Source organism: Pseudomonas sp. BF-R-26 (assembly GCF_019947395.1).
In the GTDB taxonomy this organism is placed as follows: domain Bacteria; phylum Pseudomonadota; class Gammaproteobacteria; order Pseudomonadales; family Pseudomonadaceae; genus Aquipseudomonas; species Aquipseudomonas farris.
Genome location: NZ_JAGYGK010000014.1, coordinates 16,023 through 28,264, shown reverse-complemented (window position 1 = coordinate 28,264; position 12,242 = coordinate 16,023). Strand labels below are relative to the sequence as shown.

General features: G+C 59.7%; 10 protein-coding genes. 7 read left to right on the top strand and 3 right to left on the bottom strand.

The features are described from left to right. Together KGB18_RS21000 and KGB18_RS20995 are read left to right on the top strand one after the other, a co-directional pair. Nucleotides 1-960, top strand: coding sequence for a caspase domain-containing protein (locus KGB18_RS21000; RefSeq protein WP_223570415.1), 960 nt, complete (start codon nucleotides 1-3; stop codon nucleotides 958-960). Continuing rightward, nucleotides 960-1,445 carry a toll/interleukin-1 receptor domain-containing protein gene (locus KGB18_RS20995; protein WP_201062705.1) on the top strand — a complete coding sequence of 162 codons (486 nt, stop codon included), beginning with the start codon at nucleotides 960-962 and terminating at the stop codon, nucleotides 1,443-1,445. The genes KGB18_RS21000 and KGB18_RS20995 overlap by 1 nt, the downstream gene beginning before the upstream one ends. Before the next feature lie 41 nt (nucleotides 1,446-1,486). Here KGB18_RS20995 and motB read toward each other — a convergent pair whose 3' ends face one another. Beyond that, nucleotides 1,487-2,515 (bottom strand): flagellar motor protein MotB, encoded by a 1,029-nt coding sequence (gene motB / locus KGB18_RS20990; protein WP_223570414.1) that lies wholly within the window; start codon nucleotides 2,513-2,515, stop codon nucleotides 1,487-1,489. 3 nt (nucleotides 2,516-2,518) lie between these two features. Continuing rightward, nucleotides 2,519-3,370, bottom strand: coding sequence for a flagellar motor stator protein MotA (gene motA / locus KGB18_RS20985; RefSeq protein ID WP_052965961.1), 852 nt, complete (start codon nucleotides 3,368-3,370; stop codon nucleotides 2,519-2,521). Nucleotides 3,371-3,536: 166 nt separating this feature from the next. On the opposite strand from motA, the gene KGB18_RS20980 reads away from it, so the two are divergent. The 4 genes from KGB18_RS20980 (at nucleotide 3,537) to KGB18_RS20965 (ending at nucleotide 9,010) form a co-directional block, all read left to right on the top strand. Then, on the top strand, nucleotides 3,537-5,069 hold the full coding sequence (locus tag KGB18_RS20980) for an HDOD domain-containing protein (protein ID WP_123721503.1): 1,533 nt from the start codon (nucleotides 3,537-3,539) through the stop codon (nucleotides 5,067-5,069). Between the two features lie 297 nt (nucleotides 5,070-5,366). Continuing rightward, nucleotides 5,367-6,182: a rhodanese-like domain-containing protein gene (locus tag KGB18_RS20975; RefSeq protein WP_123721504.1), complete on the top strand. Its 816-nt coding sequence runs from the start codon at nucleotides 5,367-5,369 to the stop codon at nucleotides 6,180-6,182. Between the two features lie 19 nt (nucleotides 6,183-6,201). Next, complete coding sequence (asd, locus tag KGB18_RS20970) at nucleotides 6,202-7,062, top strand: archaetidylserine decarboxylase (RefSeq protein ID WP_223570413.1); 861 nt, start codon at nucleotides 6,202-6,204, stop codon at nucleotides 7,060-7,062. A 157-nt stretch (nucleotides 7,063-7,219) separates the two neighbouring features. Continuing rightward, nucleotides 7,220-9,010: a molecular chaperone gene (locus KGB18_RS20965; RefSeq protein ID WP_123721506.1), complete on the top strand. Its 1,791-nt coding sequence runs from the start codon at nucleotides 7,220-7,222 to the stop codon at nucleotides 9,008-9,010. A 119-nt stretch (nucleotides 9,011-9,129) separates the two neighbouring features. Here KGB18_RS20965 and serB read toward each other — a convergent pair whose 3' ends face one another. Further along, on the bottom strand, nucleotides 9,130-10,344 hold the full coding sequence (gene serB, locus KGB18_RS20960) for a phosphoserine phosphatase SerB (protein WP_052965968.1): 1,215 nt from the start codon (nucleotides 10,342-10,344) through the stop codon (nucleotides 9,130-9,132). Nucleotides 10,345-10,478: 134 nt separating this feature from the next. Between serB and KGB18_RS20955 the strand changes: the two genes are divergently transcribed. Next, on the top strand, nucleotides 10,479-12,014 hold the full coding sequence (locus KGB18_RS20955) for an AhpA/YtjB family protein (protein ID WP_052965970.1): 1,536 nt from the start codon (nucleotides 10,479-10,481) through the stop codon (nucleotides 12,012-12,014). Nucleotides 12,015-12,242 lie beyond the last annotated feature (228 nt).

The window sequence follows — 12,242 nt, the reverse complement described above, 5'->3', positions numbered from 1 at the left end:
ATGCGCAAGGGACTGTTCATCGGCATTAATAACTACAGCCATGTTTCGCAATTGAGTGGTTGCAACAACGACGCGATGGCCATGGCTTCGGTGCTGAAAACCGACGCCAATGGCGATCCGAACTTCAAGAACCTGGTCCTGACCTCCGCCGAAGATTATCTGAACCGCGAAAAGCTCGAAGGGCATATCCAGGAATTGTTTTCAGGCGATTGCAGCGTTGCACTGCTGTACTTCGCCGGTCACGGCAACTTCGACGTTGATACGGACGAAGGCATGCTGATACCCCAGGACTACAAATCCGCCAAGGATGGAATTCGCATCAGCGACATCCTGAATTGGGCGACCAAAGCCGTAAAAATCAAAAACAAAGTAATTATTCTCGACTGCTGCCAGGCGGGCTCGGCGGGCGAAGTGCGGGCGCTACGCAGCGAAAGCAGCATGGTGTGCGAAGGCATGACCATCCTCACCGCGTGCAAAAAGGAAGAGCCTGCGATGGAAGGCGCCAACCACGGCGTCTTCACGGGGCTGTTGCTGCAAGCCCTGCACGGCGGCACCGCAAACATATTGGGAAAGATTACCCCCGGCAGCCTCTATTCATTCGTCGACAACGCTCTCGACGCGTGGGAACAGCGCCCGGTGTTCAAGACCAATGTGTCGCAGTTCATTTCATTGCGAGAAGTCTCGCCACTGATCCCCAAAGAGATTCTGCGCAAACTGCCCGACTGGTTCGAAGAGGCGGAATCAATGTTCGCCCTCGACCCCAGCTACGAACCTACCGAAGCCACGTTCGACCCGGAGCACGGCGAAGTCTTCGCCCAACTGCAAAAGTGCAATCGCCATAGCCTGATCGAACCGGTGGACGCCGAACACATGTACTACGCCGCCCTCCATTCCACCGGTTGCCGCCTCACCGCCCTCGGCGCCTATTACCGCGAACTCGCGATCAAGGGACATTTCTGATGCCTGTGTTTATCAGCTACCGCCATAGCGATCGGCCCCACGCCATCGCCATCAACTCCCGTCTTATTCAGGCCAACATCAAGACGTACTTCGACGTGCTGGATCCGGAATCACAGACCACTGACGACATCACCGGGGTCATCACCCGCAACATCACCGCGTGCACGCACTTGCTCGCCGTGATTTCGGAGAACACCGCACAATCCTGGTGGGTGCCGTTCGAAATCGGAGAAGCAACCATCAGCAATCGCCGCATCTGCTCGTACCAGATTGGCCCCAGCGCTTTACCGTTGTACCTCGACAAATGGCCGAAACTGAGCGGCGATACAGACATCAATTTTTTCATTGATGCTTATCGTGAGGAGGTGATAACCAAACGCTCGATAGGACTGGAATCGATCAGTGAGTCGGTTCGCGGCATCTACAAAGGAAATGCAGACCTGTTCCACGACCAACTCAAGAACCGCATCCGACGCGGTTTCTGACAGACGCAAAAAAGCCGCGATGATCGCGGCTTTTTCATAGATCACTGCTTGGGCGGATCACCCGGTTTCGGCGCAGGAGCATCAAACAGATTCAAACGCTCCCGAAGTTCATGAGCCGGCAGCGGTTCCTTATCCGCCGGCAATGCGTTCGGATCGGCTGGCGGTGCGGGCACTTCGCCCGGGCCACCCTGCCCTTGCGTCGGCGCTGGCGCCGGTTCGGCCCCTTGCGAACCTTCAATGGCCTTTTGGGCTTTTTTGGTCAGCACCACGATGTCGATGCGGCGGTTGACCGGGTTGAACGGGTTCTCCCGATCGAACAATGCCGACGAAGCGTAACCGACGACCCGCGCAACCTGAGCGTCCGGATAACTGCCGGCGACCAGTGCACGGCGAGCCGCGTTGGCGCGGTTGGCCGAAAGTTCCCAGTTGCCGAAGTCGCCGGTGCCCGAGTACGGCTTGGCATCGGTGTGGCCGCTGATACTGATCTTGTTCGGCACCGCCTTGATGGTGTCGGCCATGGCCAGCAGGATGTCTTCGAAATACGGCTTCAGACGCGCACTGCCGGAGTCGAACATCGGGCGGTTCTCGGCGTCCACGATCTGGATGCGCAAACCGTCCTGAGTGATCTCGAAGAGAATCTGGTCCTTGAACTTCTGCAACTGCGGGTTTTCTTCGACCTTGTTCTGCAACTCTTGCAGCAGCAATTCCAGGCGTTCCTTCTCGACCTGCTCGGCCATGCCTTCGACCTGTTCGGAGTCGATAGTCACCTTGTCTGGCTGAGGCTGGGATTTCACCTCGGGGTTGAGGGTGTTCTCCGGTGCCAGGGTCGGCGAGCCGCCCAGATCGATGATGTACGGCGTACCGCTTTCGGAAAAACCGACCGGGTCCTTGAAGTAACCGGCAATGGCGATCTTCTGTTCTGGCGTTGCCGTGGACAACAGCCAGAGCACCAGGAAGAACGCCATCATCGCCGTTGCAAAGTCCGCGAAGGCGATTTTCCAGGAGCCCCCGTGATGCCCGCCCGCGTACTTTTTGACGCGCTTGATGATTATCGGCTGGTTATTTTCCATGACTTAGCGACCGCGAACCGCTTGTTCCAGCTCAGCGAAGCTAGGACGGTGCGCCGGGTACAGAACCTTGCGACCGAATTCCACTGCCAGCGATGGCGGCATGCCAGAAGCCGAAGCCACCAGCGAGGCCTTGATGGCTTCGTACACGTTCAGTTCTTCCTTGGCGTCGTGGGCCAGGGCATGGGCCAGCGGACCAAAGAAGCCGTAGGCGGCGAGAATACCGAAGAAGGTACCTACCAGTGCGGCACCTACGTGCAAGCCAATCATTTTCTGGTCGCTTTCACCCAGGGAAGCCATGGTCACCACGATACCCAATACCGCCGCAACGATACCGAAACCCGGCATGGCATCGGCGATGCCGTTGACTGCGTGGGAGGGGTGGTCCAGGTCTTCCTTGAGGCTGGTCAGTTCCATGTCGAACAAGCCTTCGAGCTCATGGGGAGCCATGTTGCCGGAGGACATGATGCGCAGGTAATCGCAGATGTACGCAGTCATGCGGTCATCTTTCAGGACTGCCGGATACTTGGCGAAGATCGGGCTCGCAGCGGCATCTTCGATGTCGCCTTCGATCGCCATCATGCCTTCTCGGCGGCTCTTGTTAAGAATCTCGTAAATCAGCCCCAGCACTTCCAGGTAGAAGGTGTGGTTGAAACGCGAACTGAACATGCCCAAGGACTTCTTGAGCACGTGCATCGTCATATGACCGGGGTTGGCCTGCAGGAATGCACCAAGGGCCGCGCCACCGATAATCATCACCTCGAAAGGCTGGATGAGGGCGGCAATCTTGCCGTGGGAAAGCACGTATCCGCCGAGCACGCTCGCGAATACGACGATGATGCCGATAATTTTAGCCATAGGTAGGAGAGCACTTACTGAGTCGGGTTCAAGGTCATATTCGGAAGTTAAAAAATCTCTTCTTCTCCTTATCGGCAAAACTGCGCCAGACTATAGCCAGTTCAATCGAAAAGCTAAATTAGCCCGCTCCGGGCACAGGTAATGCAGACAATGATCGCGTCCAGCCATGGCTAACGAAACGAACGTCCCAACACCAAAACCAACCACGCTCGAAGGCTGGGTCAAGCTTCTGGATGGCGTACGCCTGCCGGTTCCGCAAGCCAGTCATGACCAAGTCTGTAAAGCCATCCGCGATAACCGCAGCTCGCTGCGAGACATCGCCGAACTGATGCAGGACAGCCCGGCTCTTGCCTTGAGCGTAATTCGCGAAGCTAATCGCCATACCCATGGCAGCATGAGTACGCCGGCTGAAAACCTTGAGGTGGCGATCAATCGCCTTGGTTTGAAACGCACTGAAGAATTGCTCGATCGTTTGCCTGCCGAACCTCAATCGCAGATTCCTGTTGCCCTGCGCCAGCTTCAGTTGATCAGCCAGCACGCCACCCAACAGGCCAATGGTTTTTTTGCCGGTCGCCTGGCGCGGTTGTGGCAGGACATCCACTGGGGCAGCCTGCTGTTTCTTTCGCCACTGTGGCCCATGGCGTTGACCCATCCGCAGTTGCTAGAAGAATGGGAGCTGCGGGTCATCCATAAAGGTGAGTCGGCGCGCAAAGTAGAAAAGCAATTATTCGGCGTGCGCTTGCTGGAAATCTGTCTGGCGTTGGTGGATGTCTGGCGTTTGCCAATCTGGGTGCAGCAGGGTTATCGGCTGCTGCGGAGCGAACAACGCGAGCTGGTGAAAGTCCTGCGCATCGCGCGTGACAGCGATCACCCGCTACGCCAACAGAACCGTCTCGATGACGATCCGACGCTACGGCGTTGGCTCAATCAGCCCGCCAATACCGTGCTGCTGGCCAATGGTCTGGCGTTGTCGGCACAACAGGCCTGGGACAGTCCGCACTGTGAACGCTGGCAGTACCTGGCCAGCCTTTACTTGCAAATGCCGATGGATGAGGTGCAACAACAATTGCACCAACAGGCCGTTAACAGTGCCCGCCACCACGCCATGCCAGACCTCTGGCACCCGGCTGAAGCGCTGATCTGGCCGTCGGGCATGAACCGTGTTCACGGTGGTTTGCTGCCGGCCCCGGCGCCGACCGCAGAAGACCTGGCGAAGTGGCGCAAGCAATGCGCCGAATTGCTGGTGGAGCCGAGCCGTTTTACCAATGCCATGCACTTGACCACATCGGCCCGAGACGCCCTGGTGGCGTGTGGCATGCGGCGGGTGATGATTCTGATGGCCGACCGTACTCACGCTAATCTGCGCGTGCACCAAACTGCCGGGTTGCCCAAAGAAGTGGCCGGCCTGAACCTGGTGGTCAGCCAAAGCACCGTGCTGCAGCGCCTGCTCGCGCAACAGGCTCAGGTGCGTCTGACGCCAGCCAACAACGCACAATTCTCGGCCCTGCTGCCGGCCAGCCTGCGTAAACAGTTCAGTGGTGAACACCTGCTGTTGCGTTCCCTGGTCAACAACGGTCGGGTGATCATGATCGTGGTGGTGGATCAGGGCGGCGGGCCGTTCTCGGAAATTACCGTGCAAGCATTCGGCAAAACCGCGCAATGCATCGAAAAGGCCCTGCACAGCTTTAGCCACCGCTAGGGGCTGATGCCGGTGTAGCAGCTGTCGAGCCCCAGCGAGGCTGCGTTCGGCTGCGAAGCAGTCGTGAATCTGGCTGACGCGATCTGCCTGATGCACCGCACGCTCTGATTTGACGACTGCTTCGCAGCCGAACGCAGCCTCGCTGGGGCTCGACAGCTGCTACAGCCGAACGCGGCAGCTGCTACAGATCGCATTACGGCTTAACTGTTTTCAGTTATTTCCTGTGCCGAAATAACTGATAACAGGCCCTCATGACGCTGCGCTACAATCCTCCCCTTTGTGCTCTGGAGACCTCACATGTCTGACTTCTCTGGCTTGGCGCTGGTGATCGAGCCGAGCGACCTGCTCCCGCGTCTCGACTCCCGCGAACTGATTCTGGTGGACCTGACCAGCAGCGCCCGCTATGCCGCAGGGCATATCCCCGGGGCACGCTTTGTCGATCCAAAACGTACTCAATTGGGTCAGGCGCCTGCGCCAGGCCTGCTGCCGACCCAGGCCGCGCTTGAAGCATTGTTCGGCGAACTGGGCCACAACCCCGATGCGGTCTACGTCGTCTATGACGACGAAGGCGGCGGTTGGGCCGGTCGCTTTATCTGGCTGCTGGATGTCATCGGCCACAGCAAGTATCACTATATCGATGGCGGCCTGCCGGCCTGGCTGGCAGAAGGTTTGCCAATGTCGATCCAGATCCCGCCAGCGATCGGTGGCCCGGTCGCCCTGACCCTGCACGACGAACCCATCGCCACCCGCGAATACCTGCAAAGCCGTCTCGGTGCCGCCGATCTGGCGATCTGGGACGCGCGCGGGCCGCTGGAATACTCCGGCGAGAAAGTGCTGGCAGCCAAGGGCGGGCACATTCCCGGCGCGGTCAATTTCGAGTGGACAGCCGGCATGGATCAGGCGCGCAACCTGCGCATCCGCACCGACATGCCGAAAATCCTGGAACAACTCGGTATCACCAAAGACAAAGAAGTCATTACCCACTGCCAGACTCACCATCGTTCTGGCTTCACGTATCTAGTAGCCAAGTCGCTCGGTTATCCGCGAGTCAAAGGTTACGCCGGCTCCTGGGGCGAATGGGGCAACCATCCCGACACGCCCGTAGAGATTTAAGGTTTTTTAAGGACAGTTAATGAATAAGCGTTTGTTTATCCTCAGCCAATACCTGCTGCCCCACCACTTGCTCTCGCGACTGGCCGGCTGCATTGCCGAATGCCGCGTGCGCTGGTTCAAGAACGCCTTAACCGCCTGGTTCGCCAAGCGTTATCAAGTGGACATGTCCCAGGCGCTGGTCGAAGACCTGACGGCTTACGAGCACTTCAATGCGTTCTTCACTCGAGCCTTGAAAGACGGTGCTCGCCCGCTGGACCAAACCCCAGGCGCGATCCTCAGCCCGGCCGACGGTGCCGTCAGCCAGCTCGGCCCGATCGAACACGGTCGCGTTTTCCAGGCCAAGGGCCACAGCTTCAGCGTGCTGGAACTGCTCGGTGGTGACGCAGCCAACGCAGCGCCATTCATGGGCGGTGATTTCGCCACTATTTACCTCTCGCCCAAGGATTACCACCGCGTGCACATGCCGCTGGCCGGCACCCTGCGCGAGATGGTCTACATCCCCGGCCGCATCTTCTCGGTCAACCAGACCACCGCTGAAAACGTACCGGAACTGTTCGCTCGCAACGAGCGTGTGGCGTGCATTTTCGATACCGAACGTGGCCCGATGGCCGTAGTGCTGGTGGGCGCGATGATTGTGGCGTCGATCGAAACTGTCTGGGCCGGGCTGATCACGCCGCCAAAACGCGAACTGAAAACCTTCCGCTACGACGAAGCCGCCCGTGCGCCGATCCATCTGAAGAAAGGCGCGGAATTGGGTCGCTTCAAGCTCGGCTCCACGGCGGTCGTGCTGTTCGGGCCGGATCAAGTGAAATGGGCTGAAGGGCTGGGCGCCCTTTCGCCAGTGGAGATGGGCCAGGGCATCGGCTTGCCAACCGCCTGATCCCGGACCCGCCGCCCGAATTTCTTTTGGGCGGCGCATCCCCCTGGAGCTGCCGAAGGCAAGCGTGACGTAAATATCGCGACATCCCCTCCAGCGTTCATAGCTGCTACAGTCAAGTCATTCACTGCCCATTTCCCGGTCGGAGTTTGTCTACGGCATGAATGAGACCAATCCTGTCCTGCTGCTACGCGCACCGATCCCGACGCTGTCGCGTCTGTCTTTCTGCGAAGCCACACCTCGCGACCTCAAGCGCTGGATCGCCAACCTGCCCAAAGCCAACATCGGCGAAACCGCTCGCCAGTTGTATCAAGGCTTGAGCGAACTCAACCAACTGCTCACACCCAGCGACAATCGCCTGCAATTGCTCGAACTGCTGCGGCCCGAGGTGTATTACGTCTGCAAGCACCTGGAGCGGCATTTCCTGCATCAGGCCATTGTGCTCGACGAGCGCTCGCGCAAGATCGCCAACCTTTGTCAGGCGTTGCAGAGCCACTTGGCGATTGGCTACAAGCAAATCGTCATCCGCAACGCACCGCACTTCAGCAAGGACCGAGCACCGCTGCTGACCCAGGCATTGCAGCGGGCAATCCATTGCCTGAACGGCGCGTTGATCCGCGCCACTGAACTCTATTGCCCGGTGCCCGAAAATCTGTGGCTTGAGTTACATCAGCTGTACCGGATTGGCTGTCAGTTCCAGCTGCAAAATTTGAGCATGCGTGATGAAATGGCCAGTCAGACGCAAAGCCTGAGCATCGAGCAAACCTACGTCGTCGCCCTCCTGCTGGGTGCTTCACGCTGCAATCAACTGCGCCAGAACCAGATCGCCCGGCTCGCCGAGGTGCTCGAACCCTGGAGCCAGTGGATCAAGCTGCAACCGGCCAAACCGGACAACGGGCTGTTTGCCATCGCCCCGGATCTCGACATCGGGCCGCGTTACCGCTCCAAATTCCTCGCCGAACAACAGGAGAGCTTGCTGGGGATCGACCCGCAACCTCTGGTCGCGGCCATCGAAACCCATCTACAACAGTCGGCCGATAAGGCATCGCCATTGCCCGTTCCGGCGGGACTGAATCTGGATACGCTGCAACACCTGCATGCCGCCTGGGGCCAGGCCGCCGAGCGCAGCTTTCATCGCACCGTCGGCCACGGCACGTTGACCCTGTGCGTGGGCATGAGCGCATTGCACTTTTATCTCGGCGGGCAACGCTCGTTCAACGACATCCTGAAGAAACCCAGTGTCCGCCCCGCGCAGTTCTCGGCGACCGACCCGACAGGTCGCGCCAAAGACCAATGGCGCCACGCCTTCGACGCCGCCCCCCATGGCACCGCGGATACGCTGCTGCCCTACGAAGAGATCGAATACCCGCACCTTCAAAACGATGAGAGCCATGAGGCATCCGACCGCCAGCAGCATTTCCCGACCTATGCGCTGCCGGTGATCAATCACAGCCCTGGCGGCTATTGCCTGGCCTGGCCCGGCGCGGTGCCCGCCGAGCTACAGGCTGGCGAAATGGTCGGTATCGAGGATGCTGCCGGTCAAGGCTGGAGCATTGCAGTGGTGCGCTGGATCCGCCAGGTGCGGGGCGGCGGCACGCAGATGGGTATCGAGCAGGTCGCGCCTTGCGCCGAACCCTGCGGCCTGCAACTGATACGCTCCCACGACGAGCACAGCCAGTACTTGCGCGGGCTGTTACTGCCCGCCATCAGCGCCATCGACCTGCCGGCCACCCTGCTCACGCCGCGCCTGCCGTTCCAGGAAGGCAACAAGGTGTTGATCAACACCAACGGCGAGGAACGCCCGGCCGGGCTGGAGCGGCGAGTGGCGAGCACCAACAGCTTCAATCAGTTTGCCTACCGTTCGCTTGAGACAGCCAGAAACGAAAACGCCGCGGGGAGCGGCGTGGTCGGGGTAGTGGAAGAGTTTGATTCGTTGTGGAAGTCGCTTTGAGCGTGAATCCACGAAGCCGCGGCGCGCCCAATCGCGGGCAAGCCCGCTCCCACAGGGTCTCCGCTATCCTTGTGGGAGCGGGCTTGCCCGCGAAGAGGCCCGCCCAGACAACCTGAAACTCAGAGCTGCCCGTCGCGATCCCGGAAGCCCAGCAGATACAGCACGCCATCCAGCCCAAGGGTGGAAATCGCCTGCTTCGCCGATTGCTTGACCAGCGGCTTGGCACGGAACGCCACGCCCAGCCCGGCAATCGCCAGCATCGGCAGGTCGTTGGCACCGTCACCGACGGCAATCGTCTGCTCCAGACGCAAGCCTTCCTTATGCGCCAGCTCACGCAGCAGATCCGCCTTGCGTTGCGCATCGACAATCGGCTCGACCGCCACGCCAGTAACTTTGCCATCGACCACAGCCAGTTCGTTGGCGAACACGTAGTCGATGCCCAGCTTGGCCTGCAGTTGCTTGGCGAAGTAGGTGAAACCGCCCGACAGAATCGCTGTCTTGTAGCCCAGACGCTTGAGTTCGGCGAACAGGGTTTCGGCGCCTTCGGTCAGGCGCAGCGAGGCGCCGATGGAGTCCAACACGCTGACGTCCAGACCTTGCAGCAAGGCCAGGCGCTCCTTGAAGCTGGCGCGGAAGTCCAGCTCGCCGGCCATCGCCCGCTCGGTAATTGCAGAAACCTGGTCGCCCACACCAGCAGCCTTGGCCAGTTCGTCGATGACTTCGGCTTCGATCAGTGTCGAGTCCATGTCGAACACCGCCAAACGGCGGTTACGGCGGAACAGCGAATCTTCCTGGAAGGCGATGTCGACGTTCAATTCTTGAGCGACGCTGAGGAATTCGGCCCGCAGCGCTTGCGGATCCGCCGCCTCGCCGCGCACGGAAAACTCGATGCAGCCCTTGCCCTTGTCAGCCGGGGTGTCCAGAGGCATGCGCCCGGACAGGCGATCGATATGGTCGATATTCAAACCATATTTGGCGGTGATCGAACTCACACGCTGCAATTGCTCGGCGGTTACTTTGCGGGTCAGCAGGGTGACGATGTGGCGTTTCTTGCCCTGATTGCCGACCCACAGCTGGTAATCCTCTTCGGACACCGGCGTGAAACGCACCTGTTGCTCAAGCTCATAGCCTTTGAACAGGATGTCCTTGAGCACCGAGTTACCTTGTTCGGTATCGGGAATTTCAACCAGGATGCCAAACGACAGGGTGTCGTGGATCACAGCCTGACCGATGTCGAGAATGTTCACACCACCCTGGGCCAGAACGCCGGTAATGGCCGCAGTCAGACCCGGACGGTCGACTCCCGTGATGTTTATCAGGACGATTTCGCGCAAGGCGCACCCCCGCAGGTGGAAAAAAACCGCATTCTACCCATTTTCAGTGACCATCGGGCACCGCGAGCGCTTTGACGGCCTAGGGCCTGTCGCTATACTGCGCGTCAACTTCACGGACAAAGAGCCGAGCTCAAGTGAACCGGCCCACGCCAGTAAAAACCGATAACTTCTTTCTGCTGATCTTCCGGGCACTGCGTCATCGCCGTGTACCGATCGCATTGCGCATTGCCAGCCATAACGTGATCCTGGTCGCTCTGGCCCTGGTGATCTATGCCTGCGTGATGGGTTTGCAGTTCAAGCAGGCCATGCACGAGCAGGCGGATGCCCTGGGCGAAAGCCTGACCACCCAGACCGCGACCTCGGCCACGGAACTGTTGGTGTCCAATGACATCCTCAGCCTGAACGTGCTGCTCAACAACCTGACCAAGAACAAACTGGTGGCTCACGCCGCCATTTATAGCGTGGATAACCGCATCCTCGCCGAAGCCGGTCAGCGCCCCAAGCATAGCCTCTTGGGCGAAGCCGAGGGCATGTACCAGAGCAAGATCACTTTTCAGGACGTGACCGCCGGGCAACTGCGCATCAGCCTGGACATGGATCAGTTCCAGCAACCGATGACCATCAGCCTGCAAAGCATGGGCATTCTGAGTGCGATTCTGCTGGCGCTGTCCCTGGCCTTGAGCCTGCGCCTGGGACGCAATATCTCCACACCGCTGATGCAATTGCGGGTGTGGCTGCGCAATATCGACGAATACACCCCGGCCACCGAGCGCCAGGATGAGGTCGGCGACCTCGCCCGTCAGCTGCACGCCAATTTCGCACCGGAGCCGGCCGAGCCGGAACCCGCGCCGGAGCCTGAATACGACGACAGCGATTACGAAGAGGCCGACGATAACGAGCCGAGCTTCGAAGTGCGTAACCTGCGCGATCCGAGTTTTGACGAAACCAAGCCTGTCGCCGGCCTCAAGCCTGCGCCGCGGCGCACTGTCAGCACCGTCGAAGACGATGAGGACGACGAAGATCCGTTTGCCGATCTGCGTGATGATTCGGCAGATAGCGCGCCGAAACCAGTCGTAAAGCCGAAGGTATCGAACCTGCCGCAGCACAGCGCGGTACTGGCCGTGCAACTGGGTGCGCAAGATCAATTGCGCCGCCTGCCCCGCGCACGTCTGGAAGAGCTGCTGAAACGCTACCGCGATTGCCTCGATCAGGCCGCGTCGCTTTACCAGAGCGAACTGCACACCCTGAACGATGGCAGCACGCTGATGCTGTTCCACAACGAAGACAGTGGCGACGACTACCTGACCAACGCCATCTGCTGCGGTGAGTTGCTGCGTGCCCTGGGTCATCAGTTGCAGATCGAAGTCGCCGACAGCGGCATCACCCTGCAACTGCAACTGGGTCTGACGCTGGGTGACGAACTGTTCGGCTTGAGCCAGATTGATCTGCTGCTGACTGAAACAGCTCAGGATGCACTGGCCCTGTCGCAACACAGCCGCAACCTGCTGCTGGTTGAGCGCAAGATCAGTGACGACGCGCTGATTCGCCAGCGTGCCCGGATCCGGCCGATCGCAAGCCCTGAAGGTGCGTGCTGCGTAGAGCGCTTGATGGAGCCCTATCCGTCGATGCTGGAGCGGCAACTGGCGCGGATGCACGAACGCCGGGCGTAAACGCTAGCCCCCGCTGTAAAGAAGCCCGCAGATGAGTGATCGCCTGCGGGCTTTTTGGTGACCGTCTGAAAAGATCGCAGCCTTCGGCAGCTCCTACAAAGTTCGCATGCACCTGCAAGGCCGCGGCCTACACGGTCCTTGTAGGAGCTGCCGAAGGCTGCGATCTTTTGATCTGGGCTTTTTGTTGCCTGTCCCGGCCCCATCGCGGGCAAGCCCGCTCCCACATTG

What these genes read in the sequence shown, in the direction of transcription:
- KGB18_RS21000 (WP_223570415.1), top strand. Translation starts at nt 1, where the DNA reads ATGCGCAAGGGACTGTTCATCGGCATTAATAACTACAGCCATGTTTCG.
- KGB18_RS20995 (WP_201062705.1), top strand. Translation starts at nt 960, where the DNA reads ATGCCTGTGTTTATCAGCTACCGCCATAGCGATCGGCCCCACGCCATC.
- motB (WP_223570414.1), bottom strand. Translation starts at nt 2,515, where the DNA reads ATGGAAAATAACCAGCCGATAATCATCAAGCGCGTCAAAAAGTACGCG.
- motA (WP_052965961.1), bottom strand. Translation starts at nt 3,370, where the DNA reads ATGGCTAAAATTATCGGCATCATCGTCGTATTCGCGAGCGTGCTCGGC.
- KGB18_RS20980 (WP_123721503.1), top strand. Translation starts at nt 3,537, where the DNA reads ATGGCTAACGAAACGAACGTCCCAACACCAAAACCAACCACGCTCGAA.
- KGB18_RS20975 (WP_123721504.1), top strand. Translation starts at nt 5,367, where the DNA reads ATGTCTGACTTCTCTGGCTTGGCGCTGGTGATCGAGCCGAGCGACCTG.
- asd (WP_223570413.1), top strand. Translation starts at nt 6,202, where the DNA reads ATGAATAAGCGTTTGTTTATCCTCAGCCAATACCTGCTGCCCCACCAC.
- KGB18_RS20965 (WP_123721506.1), top strand. Translation starts at nt 7,220, where the DNA reads ATGAATGAGACCAATCCTGTCCTGCTGCTACGCGCACCGATCCCGACG.